Source organism: Micromonospora sp. NPDC085948, assembly GCF_040686315.1.
Classification (GTDB): domain Bacteria; phylum Actinomycetota; class Actinomycetes; order Mycobacteriales; family Micromonosporaceae; genus Micromonospora.
Genome location: NZ_JBFBJW010000015.1, coordinates 77,227 through 96,668, shown reverse-complemented (window position 1 = coordinate 96,668; position 19,442 = coordinate 77,227). Strand labels below are relative to the sequence as shown.

Genomic DNA, 19,442 nt, shown 5'->3' with positions numbered 1-19,442 from the left:
CACTCGGTGGGGCCACCCGCACACGGAGGCCGCCAGGCCCCGGCACGGGCACCCGCGCGGTCACCTCGCCGGTCATCATGGGCGGGTGAGCGAGTCCGCGATCAACATTGACCGGCCTCACCGGCCGGCTCCGACATCACCGCCGGGAGCACCGGAGCCCGGTGCGCCCACCCGCGGCCCGGGGCTGGTGGCCCTGGCGACGAGCGTGGTCCTGCTGTTGCTCGCCGGGCGCTACGGCTATCACCGCGACGAGTTGTACTTCCTGCTCGCCGGCCGGCACCTCGACTGGGGTTACGTCGACCAGGGGCCGCTGGTCCCGGCGCTGGCCCGGCTGCTGGACACGATCGCGCCGGACAACCTGGTGATTCTGCGGACCCCGTCGGCGCTGCTGGCCGGTGGCGCGGTGCTGCTGGTCGCCGCCATCGCCCGCGAGTTGGGCGCCGGTCGCGGTGCGCAGACCTGCGCGGCGGTGCTGGCCGCACTGTCCGGCATCGTGCTCGCCAGCGGGCACCTGCTCAGCACCACCACCGTCGACCTGCTGGTCTGGCTGGCCGCGGCGTGGTGTGCGGTGCGGTTGCTGCGTACCGGCGACAGCCGCTGGACGCTGGGCATCGGGCTGGCGCTCGGCGTGGGCATGCTCAGCAAACTGCTGCCCGCGTTGCTGGCCGTGGGCCTGATCGCCGGCGTGCTCATCGGCGGGCCACGTCGGCTGCTGCGCGACCGCTGGGTGCTCGCCGCCGCCGGGATCGCCGTGCTGCTGGCCGCACCCAACCTGATCTGGCAGGCGGCGCACGGCTTTCCCCAGCTCGACGTGGCGGCGTCCATCGCCGACGGTGACAGCTCCTACAGTGGCCGCCGCGACGCGTTGACCCTCCAGTTCGTCATCATCAGCCCGTACGCCGTACCCATCTGGATCGCCGGCCTCGTCGCGCTGCTGCGACGACCGGCGTGGCGGGCCTACCGGGCGGTGGGCTGGGCCTGGTTGGTGGTGTTCGGCATCGTGCTGATCGCCGGTGGCAAGGGCTACTACGACGCGCCGCTGCTGCTGGTGCTGACGGCCGCCGGCGCGGTGGTGACCGTCGGGTGGGCGTCGCGCGGGTCGGTCCGGCTGCGCCGAGGGCTGCTCGCGTTGGGCGTGGTGCCGTTCCTGTTGCCCAACATCGTGCTGCTGCTGCCGGTGCTGCCGGCCGAGCGGTTGCCCGGTTTCGTGGTCGACGTCAACTACGACGCCGGCGAGACGATCGGCTGGCCGGCGTTCGCCGACTCGGTAGCCACGGTCCATCGTGGGCTGCCGCCCGAGGAGCGCCCCCGGGCGGTCATCCTGACCAGCAACTACGGCGAGGCCGGCGCGCTGGCCCGCTACGGTCCGGTCCGTGAGCTGCCCCGGGCCTACTCCGGGCACAACAGCATGGTCGACTTCGGCCAGCCGCCGGCCAGCGCGGACGTGGTCATCGCGGTCGGCTGGGAGCGCCCCGAGCCGCTGACCGCCTGGTTCGACGAGTGCACGCTCGCGGGGCGGGTGGATCAGCGGGTCGAGGTGGACAACGACGAGAACGGCGGCCCGATCCACGTCTGCCGGGGGCTGCGGCGTCCGTGGGCGCAGATCTGGGACACCGAGGTACGCCACACCGGCTGATGCCCGGGGCGCATGCTCCGGCAGTGGGCCGCGGTGGTCAGCCGGCCCCGCTGGTCAGCCAGGTCTGGATGCCGGCCAGTGCTTCGGGGCCGGAGGTGGCGTCGACGTCGCGGGCGAGGTCGGCGATGGTGACCGCGGCGAGCGCCTGGCGCCAGGCGTCCTCGGCTGCCCACATCGCGCGGGCGACCGGGCACGGCGTGGTACAGGCGTCGGCCGGGGTCGCGAACGGGCCGCGCTGGCGGATCTCGGTGCAGACGAAGGTCGGGCCGGGGCCGTCGACGGCCCGGACCACGTCGAGCAGGGTGATGCTCTGCGGTGCCCGGGTCAGCACGTAGCCGCCCGCCTTGCCCTGCACGGAGTGGATCAGGCCGGCGCGGGCCAGGGCCTGGAGCTGCTTGGCGAGGTAGCTGCCGGAGACGTCGTGCAGCTCCGCCAGCTTGGCCGCCGGCACGGGCGCGCTGCTGGTGGTGAGCACCACGCAGCAGTGCAGCGCCCACTCGACCCCGCCGGACATCTTCATGCCCTCACCCTAGCCAACCCCACTTACTCGGACTTCAAATGTCCGAGTATTGTTCTCGGACAGGAAAGGTCCGAGTTCCGGCCGCGCACAGTGCGGCCGGACAAAGACCCCACAACGTCACGGGAAGGTGCACTGTCATGAAGATCGCCGTACTGGGTGGGACCGGGCTCATCGGTTCGCAGGTCGTGCGGATCCTGCGGGCCGCCGGTCACGACGCGGTGCCACTGTCGCCGTCCACCGGGGTGGACCTGCTCACCGGACAGGGCCTGGCCGACGGACTCACCGGCGCGGACGTCGTCGTCAACCTGACCAACTCGCCGACCTTCGACGACGCCTCCCCCGCCTTCTTCCAGACGACCATGGACAACCTCCTCGCCGCGGCCGATCGCGCGGGCGTCGGCCACGCCGTGGTGCTCTCCATCGTCGGCGTCGACCAGGTGCCCGACCTGGCCTACTACCGCGCCAAGGTCCTCCAGGAGGACATCCTCAAGGCCGGTCCCGTCCCGTACTCGATCGTGCGCGTCACCCAGTTCTTCGAGTTCGTCGAGGCGATCCTGTCGTGGACGGCCGACGACACCACCGTCCGCCTGCCCCGCACCCCCGTGCAGCCCATGGCCGCGGCCGACGTGGCGCAGGCCGTCGCGGACGTCAGCACGGGCGCACCGCTGCGCGGTGTCCGCAACGTCGCCGGCCCCGACGTCTTCGCCCTCGACGAACTGGGACGGGTCACCCTCGCCGCGCGAGGTGACCAGCGCACCGTCACCACCGACGACAGCGCCGGCATGTTCGCCGCCGTACCCGGCGCGGTGCTCATCGCCGCCGACGACGCCGTCATCGCCCCCACCACCTACCGGGAGTGGCTCGGCCGCCAGGGCTGAGGCGTCCGCCGGCCCGCACGCCGCCGTGCGGGCCGGCGCCGGTCGTGGGGCCGGGGCCGCGAAGACGAGGTGGTGACGGCTAAGGTCGGCGTCGTGACCGACACCGCAACCGAGGTCGACAGGCCCGTCGCCGAGGCGTGGGCGCGGATCGAGGCTGGCCTCGGTCGCGTCCTGCCGTCCTCCCTGAGCCAGCTCAACGCACCGGCCCCGGCACCCGCGATCGATGCGGTGGAAACCGCCTTGGCCATCACACTGCCGCCCGATTTCCGCGCAAGTCTCCGCATCCACAACGGGACCGACCCCGGTACGACACTGCCGGCTGTTGAGCCCACCCCGGTACCGCTGGACAACCTCTGTGACACCGACCAGATCATCGAGATGACCCGGATGTGGCGCGACAACTACGGTCCGGAGCCGGACTGGGACGACCCTCAGGTCTGGGCCTACCTGGTCGACAGAGGAATGCTCTGCCTGAACGGTCCGGTGCGGCCGATCGTCGGCACGCCGGGCGCGGTGGTCGTGGGGCACATGAACGGCGACGTGCTGTGGCTGCTCGACGGTGACCCGGCACCGGGAGGAACGCCCGGACAGGTGGTCCGGGTGGATGTCGAGTGCGCCTCCTGGGACGTGCTGGCCCCATCCTGGACGCAACTGCTCGTCCGCTACGCCCAGGACCTCGCGCTGTTCGCGGCGGACCCGGACACCTCACCTCTGGAGATCGATCCCCTCGTGGGGCCGGCCTGCGAGTGGGGCAGCACCCCGTCGGCCTCGTGGGGGACGCGTCCGGCCTGGCTTCGGGACGTCCCAGCTCGCAGCCCCTACACCTGATCCTCGCCGACGAGCCCTGGACGGGCGGTCAGTGTCGCAGCAGGCCGGTCGTGTGGATCGGCTCCACGTGCCCGGTGGGTGGCGCGGTGCGGTGCAGTTGCAGACCGATGTCGACGACGACGGACCGCTCCAGTGCCACGACCTGCGCCAGCGGAACCCACTGCGCCAGGTCGGTCGTGCCACAGGTCTCGGATCGAAGCTCACCGCCCACGATCCGGGCCCGATAGAACACCGCGAGCATGTGCAGCTCGACGACGTCGTCGTCGAGTCGCTCCACGTTCCTGGTCCGCGAGTTCACCCCGAGCAACTGCTCGACCCGCGCCGCGTACCCCGTCTCCTCCGCCACCTCGCGCACGACGGCGTCGAACGGATCCTCGGTGTGCTCGACCCCGCCGCCGGGCAGCGTCCAGTGCCGCCGAGCCCCGTCCGGCGACACCCAACGGGCGAGCAGCAGACTCTCGTCCCGCAGACACACCGCGTACGCGGCCACGCGAAGCCGTTGTGTGATCACAGTGACCAGGATCGCGCAGTTGCCGGCGACGTGCCGCCCGCACACGCGGTCGGCCGGCCTCACCGTGGACGTGCAGACGATGTCCGCAGACGGGGAGCGATGGCGCGGCGCCGCTCTCGCTCCCGCAGGTCAGGAGGGCTGGACGTCGTCGAAGAGGGCGAGGGCGTCGGCGGGGTCCGGGCTCACGAGACGTTCCAGACCGGCCGTCGTGATCGTCGCCCACCTGCCGGCCCGTGCCCACATCTGTTCCTCGAAGGCGCGGACGGCCTCGTCCAGATTCTCGGGCTCGGCGGCGATGGACTCCGCGAGTTCGGCACCGTCCAGCATCGCGAGGTTCGCGCCCGCGCCCAACGGCGGCATCAGGTGGGCGGCGTCGCCCAGGAGCGTCACCCCGCGCACGTGGACCCAGGTGTGGGATTCGGGCAGCACGTAGAACGGGCGGTGGACGAAGGCGGTGCCGTGGCCGAGCAGGTCGAGGACGGGAGGTGCCCAGCCGTCGAACAGCGCCAGCAGGCCCGATCGCGTGGCCTCGACGTCGGCCAGGTCCAGGCCGGCGTGCCAGTCCAGCGGTGCGCGGAACTTGGCGTACACCTTGACGTGACCGCCGCTGTTGCGCTGGGCGACGAGAGATCGGTTCACGCCGTACACGGCCACCGAACCGTCGCCGATCAACCGGGCGAGGGCGGGGTGGCGGGTGTCGACGTCGTCGAGGGAGGTCTCGACCGAGGTGACGCCGGTGTACTGCGGCGTCACCGGCGAGACTGCCGGGCGTACCCGGGACCAGGCGCCGTCCGCGCCCACCACGAGATCGAACGTCTCCTGCCGCCCGTCGGCGAAACGAATGAGTACGCCATCCCCGGCCCCCGACACCACCTGCGCCACCTCTCGACCCCACTGCACGTCGAGGGAGCCGAGCAGCAGGTCACGAAGGTGCCCGCGGTCGATCTCCGGATTGGCCTGTTCCTCCGGATCGGGTCGCCAGTCGCGCAGAACGGTCCCAGCAGTGTCCAGGATGCGCATGGCCTGCCCCTCGGGACGAGACAGCGCCTGGAACTCTGCCCGCAGCCCCGCCTTGTCCAGTGCCAGCTGGCCCAGCCCCTCGTGCAGGTCCAGCGTGCCGCCCGGGGGGCGGGCGTCGGGCGCGGGATCGCGTTCGAGGACGGTGACGGGGTAGCCGTGGCGGTGCAGGACACGGGCGAAGGTGAGACCCCCCGGGCCACCCCCGACCACCGCGATACGGTGTCTCATAGCGATACACCGTATATCGCCCGTACAATGCATCGCAACAACAGGGAGTGATCATGACCGTGTGGGACCGGCCGGAGCCGCCGCATCGCCCCGTGCCGCTCAGCCGGGAGCAGATCATCACCGCCGCCATCGCGCTCGCCGACGAGGGCGGACTGGAGGCGGTGTCGGTGCGCAAGGTCGCCGCCCGCCTCAACGCCGGCCCGATGCGGCTGTACGGATACATCTCCACCAAGGACGAACTGCTCGACCTCATCGTGGACGAGGTCCACGCCGAGATCCTCCCCGCAGAGCGGCCCGGTGACTGGCGGGAGACGCTGCGCATCCTCGCCCACCGCACCAGGCAGGCCGCGCTGCGCCACGTTTGGCTCGCCGATCTGCTCGGCGGCCGCCCGACCCTGGGCCCCAACGCCATGGCCGTGACCGAGGCCAAGCTGGCCGCCCTCGACGGTCTCGCCGACATCGACACCGTCCTGCGCGCCGTGGACACGGTCAGCGCCTACGTCATCGGTGCGATCAGGCGCGAAACCGCGAACCTGCGGGCCGAGCGCGCCACGGGCCTGTCCAAGCGCGACTGGCAACGCGCCTTCGGCCCGCACGTGACGAAGATGTTGGCCACGGGTCGCTTCCCGGCGCTGTCCAAGGCCGTGCACGACGGAACCGAGGTGGACCCGGAGGCATCCTTCGCGACCGGCCTGGACTGGGTCCTCGACGCCGTGGCCGGCAAAATCACCCGGCCGCCGGCGTAACGCTCACCTCCTACCCAACCCGCGGATACGCAGGTAGGCGCGATCGTCGAAGCTCACCTGACCAGGCAGCACCCCCTTGGTCCCGGCAAGTTCAGCCACGCACCACGGGTCCTGTCGCTCCGATGGTCTCTCCACTCAGGCTCGTTCGCACTCAGCTCGACCCTCGTCGGCCGATGTCGACCTTGGTGAGGATCGGCCGGGTCACATCCTGGTTGTCGATGACGACGTCCGCGCGTTCGTGCGGCGCACAGGCGGCGAAGTACAGCCGCTGGCCGCCGACGTAGCGGCCGAGGCTGGGATGGTCGGGATCCGGATGCGAGCCATCGCGTCCGGCCATCCGTGCCGCGGTGACCGCGAACGGCGCGTCGAGAAAGACGGAGAAGTCCCAGAAGTCCACCAGTTCGTCTCGGTGCAGGAACAGCCCGTCGACGATGAGTACCGTGCCAGGCGCCGCGGTCCGCCACGCAAGATCCAGGACCTCGTCGGTCCGAAGATCGTGGGCAGCAGGGCGGTAACGGCGCGCGCCCCCGGGACCGAACCCCTCTAGGACGTTGTGGACGAGGGCGTCGTAGTCGTAACTGTCGAGCCAGAATCCTTCCGGCGAATCCCGGCCCCGGCGATGCCGCACGGCCCGACGGTGATGAAAGTCGTCCGCCGACACGTGCACGACATGACGTCCCCGCTCGCTCAGCGACGCGGCCAGCTCGCCGGCGAACGTCGACTTCCCCACCCCATCGACCCCGTCAACGGCCACCCGCACGCACTGCGGCGCGGCGAACGTCGGAACCAGGTCAGCGACATCGTCAAGCAGTTGCCCCCGTACGACGTCCACGCCCGTCCCCTCCGCACGCCGACCGCCCGCGACCACCGTGCTCTCCCCCACCTGTCAGGGGTGCAGCGGTGTGCGGCGGGGAATCACCCTGCGATACGCGATACGCCATCCAGCCGCTTCCCGACGCACGACGTCCTCGTAGACGACACTGCCCACGCCGCCGTCGGCGGAGATCCCGATTCCCTTTGACCGCACCCGCACCGTGCCGTCCGGATCCTCGGTCACGCAGATGTTCGTGACGTGATGCCCCACCGGGTTCGCATCGCCTACCGCCAGGCTGGCTTCGGTGATCGCCTCGTACCCACGCAGTTCACCGAACCCCAACGCGGAGACGTCGTACACGATGTCGGTACAGAACAGCTCACCCATCCGGTCGAACTCGCCGCTGTCCATCAGATGCCCGTGCAACGAGATCAGCTCATGCACCGCGAGCCTGTCTTCGACTGACAACGCCACCAATGACCTCCACCCGACAACCCGACATCTTCGGCGGCGCATCGCCAACCCGCCGACGTCGATATTCCTATCAGGTCGTGGGCGGGACAGCGCGGCCGGCGACCGGGAGCATCCCCGACATGGGTACGGTGACACCGTGCTCTCGGCCGTGAAGGGTCTGTCCCGCTACCACACCGAGGAGTCGCTGCGCACCTACCTGCTGCAGCGCTCACACCGCACCGAGGATGGCTGCCTGGTCATCGAAGGCTACGGGCGGCGACGCGGGGTTCATCAGAAGGTCGCCGGTCGTGCGTGGGCGCACATCGCCGCGTACGTCGTCCTCGTCGGCGGGTACGACGCTGCCCTCGACGTCGACCAGACCTGCGGCGCCGCCGACTGTATCGAGCCGACGCACCTGCGCCAGCTCAGCCGGGCCGAGACCTGCCGCACCCGCAACCAGCCGGCACTGTGCCGCAACGGCCACGACCGTGAACTCGACCCGGTGACCAACCGGTACCGGCGAGTCTGCCGGACATGCAACCGGGAGGCTCAACGCCGATGGCGCGAACGCCAAGCCGCCGAGGTAGCCCAAGCCCGCTCCGCGCATGGCCGCTGACAGCGTGTTCCCTGACGCACCACCACGAACACCTCCCCAACCCGAACCGGTCCGTCAGCATCGCAGCCGCCACGCCGGTCTGCCGTCGGTCGAGCGGCGGGGTCAACGGGACATCGCGTAGAGGGTCAGCGCAGCCAGCGACGGCGCATCGACGATTTCACCAGCCAACACCATCGCCCGGATCTGCACGTCGGTGAACGACAGGTGCACCATGTCCTGCTCGGTCGCCTCGCGGTCCGGCTCTCCCTCGGTCAACCCGGTGGCCAGGTAGACGTCGCAGCCCTGGGTGGAAAACCCGTACGCCTCGTACAGGTGCCCCAGATGGGTGACGGTCTCCGCACGCAATCCGGTCTCCTCGGCCAACTCCTGACGAGCCAGCTCGGCAGCGTCGCCCCTGACCCCGTGTCCCCAACTGCCCTGAGGAAACTCCCAGGCTCGCCGGCCGACCGGGTAGCGGAACTGCTCGACCAGCCAAAAGCCCTCAGCCCAGCGGGGCAGGACCAGCGCGGAGTCCGGCTTCTCCACCACCCCGTAGATGCCGGTCGAGCCGTCCGGCCGGCGAACGCGATCCTCCCGGACGGTCATCCAGGCATTGGTGTAGACGGTTCGACTATCCAGGCGCTCCATCGCACGATGCTCGCAGGCCACCTGCATCGGTCGAAACACCGTCGCCGCCACTGAGCGGCTTCAGTGGCCCGCGCCCGCACCGAAAACCCCGCGTCATCGACGGATCCACACCAGCCGGATGCCTTACGCACAAGAACTGTCATTATGGTGCACGCCTGGTTCGCCCCTTTTGTGATGGTGGTTTACTGGATTACTGTTACTGGCAATACGATAAATAAGCGTCGCAGGACTTCCAGCGGGACTGAGCACCGCAACCATCCATGCCTGGTGCTCGTGCCGGCTGAACCGGCACGAGCACCAGAGGCGGCGAGGTCACCTCACGCGACGGCGGTTCCCTCAAGTTCGACCATCTGTCCGGGGATCGCCAGCCGTGGCACCCCGAGCATCGTGGTGGTCGGTGCCACCCCGGCGGCGCCCAACCGCGACGCCAGGACGCCGTAGTGCGGAAACAGCAGGTCGACGTCGGTGGTGTAGACGTTGAGCCGGACGAGGTTCGCGAGGGACATGCCGGCCTCGCCGAGCACGGCCTCCAGGTTGTCGAGGCTCAGCGCCAACTGCGCGGCCAGGTCCCCGTCATGCAGAGGTTTGCCGTCGCCGCTCATCGCGGTCTGTCCGGAGCAGTACAGGGTCCGGGTGTGCCCGGACACGATCTCACCCTGGTTGAATCCCATGTCCAACGACCAGGTCACGGGGTTGACTGCCGTTCGCTGCACTGCCACATCAGCTCCATTCGACTCAAAGGACGTACGCCCACGGGCTCGGTAGCCACCGTCGTTGACGTCGCGTTGATGAGCCTCCCAAGCAATCACGACACCCTGTGTCGTGTATCGGTAGAGTCTTCGCATGCGTGCCGACCGATTGGTCTCGCTGGTGCTGCTGCTGCGCCAACGCGGTCGGCTGTCCGCGGCCACGCTGGCCCGCGAGCTGGAGGTGTCCACCCGCACGGTGCTGCGCGACATCGAAGCGCTGTCCGCCGCAGGCGTCCCCGTACGTGCCGACCGCGGTCGGCACGGAGGATTCGCACTGTTGCCCGGGTTCCGGACCGAACTCACCGGACTGAATCACGACGAAGCGCTCGCCCTGCTCGTCGCCGGATCGCGGCGCGGCGCTCAGGCATTCGGTCTCGGCTCGGCGCTGGCTTCGGCCATGCGCAAGGTGGTCGACGCGCTGCCCGAAGGCTACCGGGCCACTGCGGCCGACGCGGTCCAGCGATTGCTCATCGACCCACAGACCGACCTGCTGTCGCGCCGGCAGGTCCCCGACGAGGTGCCCGACGCCGTCGTGGCCGAGGTCCGACGTGCGGTGTTCGCCGGACACAAGCTGCGCATCCACTACGCAGCCGTGGACCAAACCCCGACGTGGCGCACGGTGGACCCCATCGGCCTCGTCACGGTACGCGACCAGGGCTACCTGCTGGCCACGAGGTCTGGCACGGACCGCACCTACCGGCTGTCCCGGATCGTGGCCGCCGAGGAACTCGCCGAACCCGCACAGCGACCAGACCAGGTCGACCTGGACGGGGCCTGGCAGGAACGCAGCGCGCAGTTTCGCAACGGCGGCGACCAGGTCACCGTGCTGGTACGGGTGAACCCCGCGCGGCGGGAGGACTTGGTGGGCACCGCACTGGCCGTCCACGCCGAGGAGACCGACGCAGACGGCTGGCTACGGATGGAGGCGACCTTCCAAGATCCAAGACACGCCGAATGGGCGCTCTGGCAGCTCGCCACGAACGCGGAAGCCTTGGCCCCGCAGTGGTTGCGCACCTCCCTCCGTAACCGAGCGGCCACGATCGCCGCCCGCTACGGGGTGCCATCCTGAGAGTTCGATCGGGGCTTCGCGTCGGGCGACTGCTCCGGTTCACGAGATGACAGCGCCCACCTCAGGCCAGCACGGGCGGCCTCGTACGCCAAGGGAATCGTTGACTGCGAATCGGTCGAGGGCATGAAGAACATGCTCGCGCGTCTCCGCGGTACCGAGATGACCCGCGCTCTCGATCACGGTCAACGTCGAGTCGGGCCAGGCACGATGCAGATCCCACGCTGTTTGCAGCGGCCCGCCCAGGTCGAGTCGGCCATGGATGAGGACACCGGCGATGCCGGCCAGCTGGCCGGCATCGCGCAGCAGCGCGCCCTCCTCAAGCCACGCACCATGGGCGAAGTAGTGCGCGCAGATGCGCACGAAAGCCAGCCGCGCCGCAGGGGGGCGATCACCGTACGGACGTGATGCGCCGCCGGTCTCCCCGGACAGGACCGCGTCCTCCCAGGCGCACCGATCGATCGTGGCCCTGTCCCGCACGGCGGGGTCGGGGTGTTCCATGAGGCGGGCGTACGCGGCGACAACGTCCCCGTCGCGGGATGTGCCCGTAGCTCCTTCGAGGAATCGTTCCCACTGCTCGGGGAAGAACCGCCCGACGCCTCGGTAGAGCCAGTCGATGTCGGCGCGCCTGGTCATGGTGACGCCGGCGATGACGATCTCGGTCACCCGCCGAGGGTGCTGCTGCGCGTAGGCCAGGATGAGCGTGGAACCCCAGGATCCGCCATGAAGCAGCCAGCGGTCGATGCCGAGGCGTTCGCGCAGCCGCTCCATGTCGGCGATCAGGTGCCAGATGGTGTTGTGCCGCATGTCGGTCGCCGGATCGCTGGCGTGTGGTGTGCTCCGACCGCAACCACGCTGGTCGAACAGGACGACTTGGTACCGGTCCGGATCGAAGTACCGACGCCAGCCGGTCCCACACCCCGAGCCGGGCCCGCCGTGGACGACAAGCGCTGGCTTATCGGCCGGGTTACCGCACACCTCCCAGTACACGACGTTGCCGTCGCCGACGTCGAGCATGCCGGTCTCGTACGGCTCGACTGGTGGGTACAGCTCGGTCAGGGTCCAGACCTTTCGGTGCTCATTCGTGATCGGCTGAGCAGGTGCAGAACTCTGCGGGCAAGCAAGGGGAGTACGAGCAGCGCGACCAGGCCCTGCGCGAACAGGTCCGACTTGAGGCCGACGGCGCGGTGTATCCGTGCAAGCGACTGCCCGACCAGGGTGAGGCCACGCCTGCGGGTGGAGGTCATGATCAGCGCTACTCCCAGTGCGAACTGGGCTGCCAGCGTCCCCGGGTGATCGGCGCAGTTTCTCGCGCCCGTCCCGCAGCTGGCGTGCCGAGGCCTCCCATTTACTCGGATCCGGCCTCAGCTCGAACAGATGAGGTGAGCCAAGCCTGCGCGAGGACCGCGTGCGCGGCGACCGGGTCGGCGGCCAGGTACTCATCCGAGCACCGTATGGCCAGGCTGCCTGCATGGGCCGGGTGGCAACATCCCGACGACCGGTCCCGGCGACGGTCCGGCGGTGGTCCCGGCCGGGTCGTGAGGACGCGGGTCGCGGCACGACGGTACATCCGGTCCTATGCACGGCCGGTCAGGCCCGACTCATGGGCCCAGACGGCGATCTCGACCCGGTTGCGGGTTCCCAACCGGGCGTGGATGCCGGTGAGGTGCCCCTTCACCGTGCCCACGGAGATGTGCAGCTCAGCGGCGATCTCAGCGTTGGACCGGCCGGTAGCGACGAGTCGCGCGACGTCGCGTTCCCGCCCGGTGAGCATGGCCGCATCGGGCTGTTCCGGCGCGATGGCAGCCTTGGCGTTCAGATGCCTCAGTAGGCGCATCGTCACTTGTGGGCTGATCAGAGTGTCGCCAGCCATCGCCGCTCGGATTGCCTCGATCATCAGCGTCGGGCCCGACCGCTTGAGCATGAACCCGGACGCGCCGTGGCGCAGCGCGGCGTGCACGTACTCGTCGAGGTCGAAGGTGGTGACCACGATGACCCGGATCGGGTCGGCGACACCGGGGCCGGCGAGCTCGCGGGCGAGGTGCAATCCGTCGAGGCCGGGCATCCGCACGTCGGCGAGCACGATGTCCGGGCGCAGGTGGCGAGCCAGTTCCAGGGCGGTGACGCCGTCGGCCGCCTCAGCGATCACGGTCATGTCGGGCTGGGCGTCAAGGATCAGGCGGAACGCGGCCCGGATGCCCTCTTGATCGTCGGCCAGGAGGATTCTGATCGTCGTCACGGCCGGCCGTTCCCCGGCGCCAGTGGTAGTTCGGCACGCAGCCGCCAGCCGCCGCCGTGCGCTCCCGCGTCGAGGCGTCCGTGCAGAGCTGCCGCGGCCGCGGTGAGCTCCGGTAGCCCACGCCCACCGGGTGTGGCCCGAGCCGGTGCCGCCGCGGTGGTCGGCACGTCGTTGGTCACAGTCACGGTGAGGGTGCCGAGGTCGGTACGGACCACCGTGACCGAGACCGCGGTAGCGGTCGGGGCATGCCGGCGGATGTTGGTGAGCGCCTCGGCCACCGTGCGGTAGGCGAGGGCCGAGACGTCGGCCGGGACCAAGCCCGCGGGTACCGGGTCGAGGTCTAGGTCGGCGCGAACAGGACCGGCGGCGTCGAAGCCGGCCACCAGCACAGGCAGTTCGTCGAGGCCCGGTAGCTGATCGCCGAGCATGTGCACGGTCCGGTCGAGTGCGGCCATCGCGTGCTGTCCTGCCTGCTCGATCCGCCGGAACAGCGCCGTCGCGGTAGCCGGGTCGCCGCCGACGACCATCCCGGCCTGAGCGGCGGCAACCATCTCGCTGACGTCGTGGGCAACGTAGTCATGTAGATCCCGCGCAAGTCCCAGCCGCTGTGCCCGCCGCGCCTCGGCTGCGACCTGTACCCGTCGCCGGTCCTGGCGACGCAGGTGCAGTCCGACAGCGACCGCACCCACAGCCGGCAATCCCCACAGGCAGCATGCCCCGACGGCGGCGAGCAGCGACGGCGGCCCGGTGAGCCGCAACACGAGCAGGGCCACCGCCACCCCGGCCGAACCCGCCCCGAGCGCCGCTGCCCGTGGCCCGGTCCGGCGCGTCACCCAGGCCACGATCACCGTCAGCGCCGCGAACTCTGCCAGCAACGGCAGCAGCGACAGCCCCCAGGCCGGAGGCGAGCCGCTGGGACTCCGCTCGGCGACCGTGACGGTCATCGAACCCGTGACGGCGACGGCCACAGCGAACCCGCCGAACCTGCCCCGAACGATCAACACGGCCGCGACCACCGCGAGCACGGCCGAAGCCAACGTCAGCACGGTGCCAACCCTAGTGACCTGCCCGCACCGGCCACACCTGCCCAACGGCCGAAGTGCGTAGCGGGTGCGGCCCGGAACCGGCCGTTCGGCAGGTACACGGGCAACGGCTCCGCGCCGACGCTGGTCTGCATGCGAAAGAACCTCGTGCAAACAGCGACCGCCGGATGGTCGGCAGCGACCGCGGTAGCCGGTTTGATGTGGGCGACCGGCGGCCCGGGCTTCCCGTTCGGTGACAGCGATCGGGCCACCCGGATGGGCGCGGTATTGACTGGCCTCGACCCGCTCCCCACCGGCCTCGCCCTCGCCGTGCTCGCCGCGCTCGGCGCGGTCGTGGCCGTGCTGCCGGCAGGGCGCCCACCGTTGCGGTTCGTCGGTTGGCCGGCCGCCGCCGTACTCCTCCTGGTCATCCCCGACGGGCGTCTGCTGCTCGCGGTCGGCGAACTGCTGATGCTGCGGGCAGATCGGGTGGAAACGGCCGCGGTTGCGCAGGCCTGGTTCGCGGCGGGCGGCGCGTTGTGGGCGGCGGTGGCACGCCGGCCCACACCCTGCACCGCACCGCCCTGGGGCCGGCCGGTGACGTTGCTCGCCGCAGCGTTCCCGTTCGTGTATGCGGTACCGCGAGCGGTGTGGGCCGCCGGTTATCCGTTCGGGCTTGATGCGGCGACCACCGTGATGGTGTCCTCGCCAGCCGGACGCGCGCGGGAGCTGGTCTTCGCGTGCGCCGCGGCCGGCGGCGGCCTGCTGACGCTCGGGCTCACCCAGCGCTGGGGAACACGAATGCTCGGCATGCGTGTGCCACGGCTGCTGGCGGTCGTGCCGGCGACGGTCGTGGCCGTGATCCTCACCGGGTCAGGCGTCACGATGTGGCGAGCCCTGGCTCAGTTCGACCCGGCCAACTGGGCAGCATGGGTCGGAAACCTCGTATGGCTGCCGTGGGGCGTGACGCTGGGATTGGCCACCTGGGCGTATCACCGTCGACGCTGCACCGTCCACGACGAGAAGGCCCACGACAACGTGCCGGATCAGCCGTATCCGCACTCCGCCACGGCCACGTGACGCGACGCGATCACACTGCTCCGATCGCCCGCACGCTCATCGGCCAGAAGTGGATGCGCGATCAAGGTGGCACGGCACGCGTCACGTATGGCCGACGTCGCGTTTCCGGCCGTGCTGGCAGGTCGGTCAGGTCGGGCGTGGGGTCCCAGCCCAATGTGAAGACGATCTTCTCGTATGGCCGGAGTTCGGTGAAGTGGCCACGTACGACGGGCTGCTGGCCCCTGCGGCAGCCGAGGCGTCGGGAGCGCGTCGCGGTGAGGAGACGGTGTCGCCGGCGAATCGAGGACGACGATCGCGATTCGCTCCTCCCCCAACGACGGCAGCGTGATCGCGTATGGCGATGGTTGCTCGGTGACCCCTAGTCGGCTGGTGCTTGCGGCGTAAAGGGTCGACGGGCTTCCGTCGCACCAGAGCCTGGCGGTGACGAGTGCAGCCCTCCGCTCGGGCTCGTTTTTGGGTGATTGGTAACGGCGCGGAGCGACGTTTCATCTTTGCTGTTGGTGCGGCTTGCCGCACGGCCGCTAAGCCGTCCTAGGACACTGGGTTCCTGCTTGGTTCGGCTCGGTCCGTTCATCGGGTCCCAGGGATCGGTACGGAACTCAGGAGGGCGGTCGCTGAGATCGGTGAGGACGCCGTCGACGAGCGCGATCGCCGCGTCGAGGGTGGCTGGGTCCCCCGTCGATATGGTCGAGGTGCTCGGCGTACGAGCGCAGGCCCTGCCGATGGGCCAGCTGCCCGGCGGTGGTCAGCACATTCGCGCGGCGTCGCCGTACCCGGCTCAGCCGCCACGGCCAGCGCCCCGTGCCGCGGTCCGGCCGTAACAGCCGCTCATTCAGGCCGCCTGCTCGGGCCTACCGCAGTCGGAGGTACGGGCGACGTGCGGCGGCGTTCCCCGTAACGCACCGAGCCTGACGGCAGGCCCGGCGCCGGGGCGGGAGATGTCTCGTGGTCAGTTGTCAGCACGGCCCCGTTGGTGCGGGCGTGCGGCGGTGGTGAAGCGACCGCGGTAGGCGCTGGGCGTCAGCCCGGTGTGGCGGCGGATCTGGGTACGCAGGTTGGCGCTGGTGCCCAGGCCGCTGGCGCGGGCGACGCTGTCCAGGCGTGGTTCACCTGCTTCGAGCAGGCGGCAGGCCAGATTGATGCGTTCGCTGGTCAGCCAGGCCAGCGGGGTGGTGCCCAGTTCGCTGTGGAAGCGGCGGTGCAGGGTAGCCGGGCTGACGGCGGCGTGGGTGGCCAGGTCCGTCACGCTCAGGGGTTGGTGCAGCCGTCCTCGGGTCCAGTCGAGCAGCGGTGCCAGAGACGTGTCGAGTACGGCCGGCAGTGGCTGGGGGACGAACTGGCGTTGCCCGCCGTCGCGGTGCGCGGCGAACACGAGCCGACGGCTGACCGTGTTGGCGATCTCCGCGCCGTAATCGCGGCGGATCAGGTGAAGGCCGAGGTCGAGGGCGGCGGCGCTGCCGGCGGCGGTGAGGACGTCGCCGTCGTCGACGAACAGCACGTCGGGGTGCAGCAACACCCGGGGGTGGCGGGCGGCGAACAGGTCACTCCAGCGCCAGTGGGTGGTGGCGTGCCGGCCGTCGAGCACCCCGGCGGCGGCGAGGGTGAACGTGCCGGTGCAGAAGCTGACCAGTCGGGCGCCGCGGGCGGCAGCCCGCTGCACGGCGTCGATGACGGCGGGCGCGGGCGGGACGTGCGGGTCGGGCCGGTTCGGCACGATGAGGGTGTCGGCGCCCTCGGCGGCGTGCAGGCCGGGTACGCCGCTGAGGGTGAACAGCCCGGCGTGCAGCACGGTGTCCGGGGCGGCGGCGCACAGCGTGAAGTCGTACCAGCGGCGGCCGATCTCCGGGCGGCGCAGGCCGAACAGTTCGGTGGCCACGCCCAGTTCGAACGGATTCGACCCGTCGTCGACGAGCATCACCACCCGGTGCGCGTCGCCAGGTTGCGAGGATTGGTGCGGCATACGCGATTTCTAGCACTCACGCCTGGCTGACGGCATCGGCCACGATGACAGCCATGATCAGCGAACCGGTCCAGCTGTCCACCGCCCTGGCCACCTTCGAGGCGCTGTGGAGCCCGCGCATCGTGACGCGGGTCAACGACTATGACGTACGCATCGCCAAGGTCGCTGGCGAGCACGTGTGGCACCGCCACGACAACACCGACGAGTTCTTCCTCGTACTGTCCGGGCAGTTGACCATCGCCCTGCGCCTACCGGGCGAGCAGGAACGAACCGTGGTGCTGCCACAGGGGTCGGTGTTCGTCGTACCGCGCGGCACCGACCACAAACCCTCCTCCGCGGACGGTGCCGCGATCCTGATGTTCGAACCCACCGGCACCCTCACCGTCGGCGACCACCATGACCCCGTGCCCGACCACGTCGACAGCACCACTGGGTACGACCTGCGGTGATCCCGCCCAACGTGGGACCGCCCGCCGGTTACCACTGAGAAGTCCCCGTGCCCAGGTCAGGGCCGCAGCCAGCGATCGAACCAGGCGCGGGTCCGCCGCAGCACGTCGATCTGGTGGTGACGTTCCCGGATCGAGTGGCCCTCTCTCGGGTAGATCACGAACTCGTGTTCGACGTCGAAGTGGCGCAGCGCGCGATGCAGGTACACGGCTTGTCCGAGGGGAACGTTCGTGTCCTCGGCGCCGTGCAGGATGAGCACCGGAGTGCGGATGTGGCTGGCGAAGGAGATCGGGCTGACCGCGTCGTGTGGGTGTGGTCCGGTGCCGGACCAGCCGGTGCTGCCACCGAGTGCGGCTTCGAACTGGCCGTTCTCCCCCGTTGCGGCGAGCATGCCCCAGTCGACGACGCCGGCGCCGACCAACGCGGCGCGGAAGCGGTCGGTCTGGCCGACGGCCCAGGCGGACATGAAGCCGCCGTGACTCCAGCCGGCGATGCCCAGCCGGTCGGGGTCGGCGATGCCCTCGGCGACGAGCAGGTCGATGCCGGTCAGGATGTCCGTCCACTCCTGCTGTCCGACCCGGCCGGCGACGCTGGCGGCGAAGCCGTGGCCGTGGCCCTGACCACCGCGCGGGTTGGGCAACAACACGGCGTAGCCGGCGGCGGCCAGCCACTGCGCGCTGGGAAACCAGAACAACTGGCACCGATCGGCGTAGCGGTCGTACGGGCCGCCGTGCACGATCGTGATGAGCGGGAACGGACCCTGCGCTGCGGTTCTTCCGACCGGCAGGACGAGCAGGCCGTCCAGGTCGAGGCCGTCGGCGGCCCGGTAGGCCAACGGTTGTTGCGTGCCGAGTGCGACGCCGTCCAGTTCCGGGCGCGTGTTGGTGATCCTTCGCAGCGCCCCGGTTGGCGGTCCGACGTGCACGTTCGGCGGTTCATAGCGGGTCCCGGTAAGGACGGCGATCACCGCACCGGCTGGGGTGGTGGTCAGGTTGTCGAGGCGTCCCGGGTGCTGCGACAGGGTCGTGAGGCCGGTGGGGTCGAGTCGGGCCAGGGTCGTGTTCAGGCCGTCGGCGCACACCACCAACGGCGCGGCGTCGGTCTGGCAGAGTTCGGTGGGGCACATCGGTAGACCAGCCGTGCGGTTGCGCAGGACGCGGCTGTCCACGGCCAGGTCGAACACGGCAGTGCCGGCCTGCAGACCCGGTGGGGTGAGCGCGAGGTGTCCGAGGTGCCAGCCGTCCTCGCCCCGCCACCAGGCCAGCGACTGTGCGTCGACCCCGACCGGCCCGAGGTTCTCCACGGTTGCGGTGGTGGGGTCGAGCAGGTGCAGTTGGCCGCTGCGCGGGCCGTGGTCGTTGTCGGCGCTGGCCCTGGTCAGCACGGCAAGTGGCCCCCCGTCGGGACGTTGCCGCAGTTCCACGACGTGCCGGTCACCGAACACGTTCGGGGTGGTGATCCGGCCGGTGCGCAGGTCGAGCAGACGCAACCGGGCACGCGGTTCGCGCTCGCCGACGACGATGGCGTCGTCGCGGTCCCGGGCGCGGCGCGCGTCCGGCCCGGTGGGTTCGTCCTCGGCGAGCAGAGCGACCAGGGTGGGGTCGGCGAGCGGCAGATGGTCGATGGCGCCGGTGCGCCAGCTGGTCACCGTGGTCAGCGTGCCGTCGGAGAGGTTGAGGGCGTGTAGCTGCGGGGTGCCACGGACGGCGCGGTCGGACAGGAAGAACAGGGTCGTCGAGTCGGCCGACCAGCGTGGTTGGGATTCGGTCGCGGTGTCGGCGGTCGCCCGGTGCGACGCGACGGCGCCGTCGGTGTCGACGAGCCAGAGTTCGGTGTCGAGGTGGTCATCGGTCCGGCTGGTCGGAGCGAGGACGTAGCAGAGCCGGCGCCCGTCCGGGGCGAGCGCCGGCCTCTGCGGGGTACGACCATCGACCACGAGCTCGGCGGTCAGACCTGTCATGCGATCAGTCTGCCCGGTGTCGATCGAGTCGATCAAGAAGCG

General features: G+C 70.5%; 20 protein-coding genes. 8 read left to right on the top strand and 12 right to left on the bottom strand.

Features of this window, described 5'->3' with window-relative positions:
* The first annotated feature begins 85 nt into the window (after nucleotides 1-85).
* Nucleotides 86-1,636: a glycosyltransferase family 39 protein gene (locus AB0O48_RS28785; RefSeq protein ID WP_365069240.1), complete on the top strand. Its 1,551-nt coding sequence runs from the start codon at nucleotides 86-88 to the stop codon at nucleotides 1,634-1,636.
* A gap of 37 nt (nucleotides 1,637-1,673) precedes the next feature.
* Here the strand turns inward: AB0O48_RS28785 and AB0O48_RS28780 are convergent, their stop codons facing one another.
* On the bottom strand, nucleotides 1,674-2,156 hold the full coding sequence (locus AB0O48_RS28780; protein ID WP_357249384.1) for an Rrf2 family transcriptional regulator: 483 nt from the start codon (nucleotides 2,154-2,156) through the stop codon (nucleotides 1,674-1,676).
* Between the two features lie 137 nt (nucleotides 2,157-2,293).
* On the opposite strand from AB0O48_RS28780, the gene AB0O48_RS28775 reads away from it, so the two are divergent.
* Nucleotides 2,294-3,034, top strand: a complete 741-nt coding sequence (locus tag AB0O48_RS28775) for an NAD(P)H-binding protein (RefSeq protein WP_357249387.1) — start codon at nucleotides 2,294-2,296, stop codon at nucleotides 3,032-3,034.
* A 93-nt stretch (nucleotides 3,035-3,127) separates the two neighbouring features.
* Nucleotides 3,128-3,862 (top strand): SMI1/KNR4 family protein, encoded by a 735-nt coding sequence (locus tag AB0O48_RS28770; protein ID WP_357249390.1) that lies wholly within the window; start codon nucleotides 3,128-3,130, stop codon nucleotides 3,860-3,862.
* A gap of 28 nt (nucleotides 3,863-3,890) precedes the next feature.
* Here the strand turns inward: AB0O48_RS28770 and AB0O48_RS28765 are convergent, their stop codons facing one another.
* Both AB0O48_RS28765 and AB0O48_RS28760 read right to left on the bottom strand, forming a co-directional pair.
* Nucleotides 3,891-4,373 carry an NUDIX hydrolase gene (locus AB0O48_RS28765; protein WP_357249392.1) on the bottom strand — a complete coding sequence of 161 codons (483 nt, stop codon included), beginning with the start codon at nucleotides 4,371-4,373 and terminating at the stop codon, nucleotides 3,891-3,893.
* A gap of 129 nt (nucleotides 4,374-4,502) precedes the next feature.
* Entirely contained in the window at nucleotides 4,503-5,621 is a 1,119-nt protein-coding gene (locus AB0O48_RS28760) for an NAD(P)/FAD-dependent oxidoreductase (protein ID WP_357249395.1), read from the bottom strand.
* 53 nt (nucleotides 5,622-5,674) lie between these two features.
* On the opposite strand from AB0O48_RS28760, the gene AB0O48_RS28755 reads away from it, so the two are divergent.
* Nucleotides 5,675-6,367 carry a TetR/AcrR family transcriptional regulator gene (locus AB0O48_RS28755; RefSeq protein ID WP_357249398.1) on the top strand — a complete coding sequence of 231 codons (693 nt, stop codon included), beginning with the start codon at nucleotides 5,675-5,677 and terminating at the stop codon, nucleotides 6,365-6,367.
* Between the two features lie 151 nt (nucleotides 6,368-6,518).
* Here the strand turns inward: AB0O48_RS28755 and AB0O48_RS28750 are convergent, their stop codons facing one another.
* Nucleotides 6,519-7,121: a uridine kinase gene (locus tag AB0O48_RS28750; RefSeq protein ID WP_365069276.1), complete on the bottom strand. Its 603-nt coding sequence runs from the start codon at nucleotides 7,119-7,121 to the stop codon at nucleotides 6,519-6,521.
* 132 nt (nucleotides 7,122-7,253) lie between these two features.
* Entirely contained in the window at nucleotides 7,254-7,697 is a 444-nt protein-coding gene (locus tag AB0O48_RS28745) for a nuclear transport factor 2 family protein (protein ID WP_357249675.1), read from the bottom strand.
* A gap of 94 nt (nucleotides 7,698-7,791) precedes the next feature.
* Here AB0O48_RS28745 and AB0O48_RS28740 point away from each other — a divergent pair, with 94 nt between their 5' ends.
* A complete protein-coding gene (locus AB0O48_RS28740; RefSeq protein ID WP_357249404.1) occupies nucleotides 7,792-8,250 on the top strand; it encodes an HNH endonuclease in 459 nt (152 codons plus the stop codon).
* A 102-nt stretch (nucleotides 8,251-8,352) separates the two neighbouring features.
* Here the strand turns inward: AB0O48_RS28740 and AB0O48_RS28735 are convergent, their stop codons facing one another.
* Complete coding sequence (locus AB0O48_RS28735; protein ID WP_357249407.1) at nucleotides 8,353-8,877, bottom strand: NUDIX hydrolase; 525 nt, start codon at nucleotides 8,875-8,877, stop codon at nucleotides 8,353-8,355.
* Between the two features lie 317 nt (nucleotides 8,878-9,194).
* Nucleotides 9,195-9,590 carry a RidA family protein gene (locus tag AB0O48_RS28730; RefSeq protein WP_365069275.1) on the bottom strand — a complete coding sequence of 132 codons (396 nt, stop codon included), beginning with the start codon at nucleotides 9,588-9,590 and terminating at the stop codon, nucleotides 9,195-9,197.
* Nucleotides 9,591-9,720: 130 nt separating this feature from the next.
* On the opposite strand from AB0O48_RS28730, the gene AB0O48_RS28725 reads away from it, so the two are divergent.
* Nucleotides 9,721-10,695, top strand: a complete 975-nt coding sequence (locus AB0O48_RS28725) for a WYL domain-containing protein (protein ID WP_357572803.1) — start codon at nucleotides 9,721-9,723, stop codon at nucleotides 10,693-10,695.
* Between the two features lie 39 nt (nucleotides 10,696-10,734).
* On the opposite strand, the gene pip is transcribed toward AB0O48_RS28725, so the two are convergent.
* The 3 genes from pip to AB0O48_RS28710 all read right to left on the bottom strand — a co-directional run bounded on the left by pip (nucleotide 10,735) and on the right by AB0O48_RS28710 (nucleotide 13,977).
* Complete coding sequence (gene pip / locus AB0O48_RS28720; RefSeq protein ID WP_365069274.1) at nucleotides 10,735-11,742, bottom strand: prolyl aminopeptidase; 1,008 nt, start codon at nucleotides 11,740-11,742, stop codon at nucleotides 10,735-10,737.
* A gap of 526 nt (nucleotides 11,743-12,268) precedes the next feature.
* A complete protein-coding gene (locus AB0O48_RS28715; RefSeq protein WP_357249418.1) occupies nucleotides 12,269-12,931 on the bottom strand; it encodes a response regulator transcription factor in 663 nt (220 codons plus the stop codon).
* Nucleotides 12,928-13,977 carry a histidine kinase gene (locus tag AB0O48_RS28710; protein WP_365069239.1) on the bottom strand — a complete coding sequence of 350 codons (1,050 nt, stop codon included), beginning with the start codon at nucleotides 13,975-13,977 and terminating at the stop codon, nucleotides 12,928-12,930. The genes AB0O48_RS28715 and AB0O48_RS28710 overlap by 4 nt, the downstream gene beginning before the upstream one ends.
* Before the next feature lie 129 nt (nucleotides 13,978-14,106).
* Between AB0O48_RS28710 and AB0O48_RS28705 the strand changes: the two genes are divergently transcribed.
* Nucleotides 14,107-15,033, top strand: coding sequence for a hypothetical protein (locus tag AB0O48_RS28705; RefSeq protein WP_365069238.1), 927 nt, complete (start codon nucleotides 14,107-14,109; stop codon nucleotides 15,031-15,033).
* 949 nt (nucleotides 15,034-15,982) lie between these two features.
* Here the strand turns inward: AB0O48_RS28705 and AB0O48_RS28700 are convergent.
* Nucleotides 15,983-16,993 carry a helix-turn-helix domain-containing protein gene (locus tag AB0O48_RS28700; protein ID WP_365069237.1) on the bottom strand — a complete coding sequence of 337 codons (1,011 nt, stop codon included), beginning with the start codon at nucleotides 16,991-16,993 and terminating at the stop codon, nucleotides 15,983-15,985.
* 53 nt (nucleotides 16,994-17,046) lie between these two features.
* Here AB0O48_RS28700 and AB0O48_RS28695 point away from each other — a divergent pair, with 53 nt between their 5' ends.
* Complete coding sequence (locus AB0O48_RS28695; protein WP_365069236.1) at nucleotides 17,047-17,442, top strand: cupin domain-containing protein; 396 nt, start codon at nucleotides 17,047-17,049, stop codon at nucleotides 17,440-17,442.
* A 56-nt stretch (nucleotides 17,443-17,498) separates the two neighbouring features.
* On the opposite strand, the gene AB0O48_RS28690 is transcribed toward AB0O48_RS28695, so the two are convergent.
* Entirely contained in the window at nucleotides 17,499-19,400 is a 1,902-nt protein-coding gene (locus AB0O48_RS28690) for a prolyl oligopeptidase family serine peptidase (RefSeq protein WP_365069235.1), read from the bottom strand.
* Nucleotides 19,401-19,442 lie beyond the last annotated feature (42 nt).

Excerpts from the sequence above, each read along its gene's own strand:
- AB0O48_RS28780 (WP_357249384.1), bottom strand. The coding sequence starts at position 2,156 with ATGAAGATGTCCGGCGGGGTCGAGTGGGCGCTGCACTGCTGCGTGGTG.
- AB0O48_RS28775 (WP_357249387.1), top strand. The coding sequence starts at position 2,294 with ATGAAGATCGCCGTACTGGGTGGGACCGGGCTCATCGGTTCGCAGGTC.
- AB0O48_RS28760 (WP_357249395.1), bottom strand. The coding sequence starts at position 5,621 with ATGAGACACCGTATCGCGGTGGTCGGGGGTGGCCCGGGGGGTCTCACC.
- AB0O48_RS28755 (WP_357249398.1), top strand. The coding sequence starts at position 5,675 with ATGACCGTGTGGGACCGGCCGGAGCCGCCGCATCGCCCCGTGCCGCTC.
- AB0O48_RS28745 (WP_357249675.1), bottom strand. The coding sequence starts at position 7,697 with ATGCGCCGCCGAAGATGTCGGGTTGTCGGGTGGAGGTCATTGGTGGCG.
- AB0O48_RS28735 (WP_357249407.1), bottom strand. The coding sequence starts at position 8,877 with ATGGAGCGCCTGGATAGTCGAACCGTCTACACCAATGCCTGGATGACC.
- AB0O48_RS28725 (WP_357572803.1), top strand. The coding sequence starts at position 9,721 with ATGCGTGCCGACCGATTGGTCTCGCTGGTGCTGCTGCTGCGCCAACGC.
- AB0O48_RS28705 (WP_365069238.1), top strand. The coding sequence starts at position 14,107 with ATGCGAAAGAACCTCGTGCAAACAGCGACCGCCGGATGGTCGGCAGCG.
- AB0O48_RS28700 (WP_365069237.1), bottom strand. The coding sequence starts at position 16,993 with ATGCCGCACCAATCCTCGCAACCTGGCGACGCGCACCGGGTGGTGATG.
- AB0O48_RS28695 (WP_365069236.1), top strand. The coding sequence starts at position 17,047 with ATGATCAGCGAACCGGTCCAGCTGTCCACCGCCCTGGCCACCTTCGAG.
- AB0O48_RS28690 (WP_365069235.1), bottom strand. The coding sequence starts at position 19,400 with ATGACAGGTCTGACCGCCGAGCTCGTGGTCGATGGTCGTACCCCGCAG.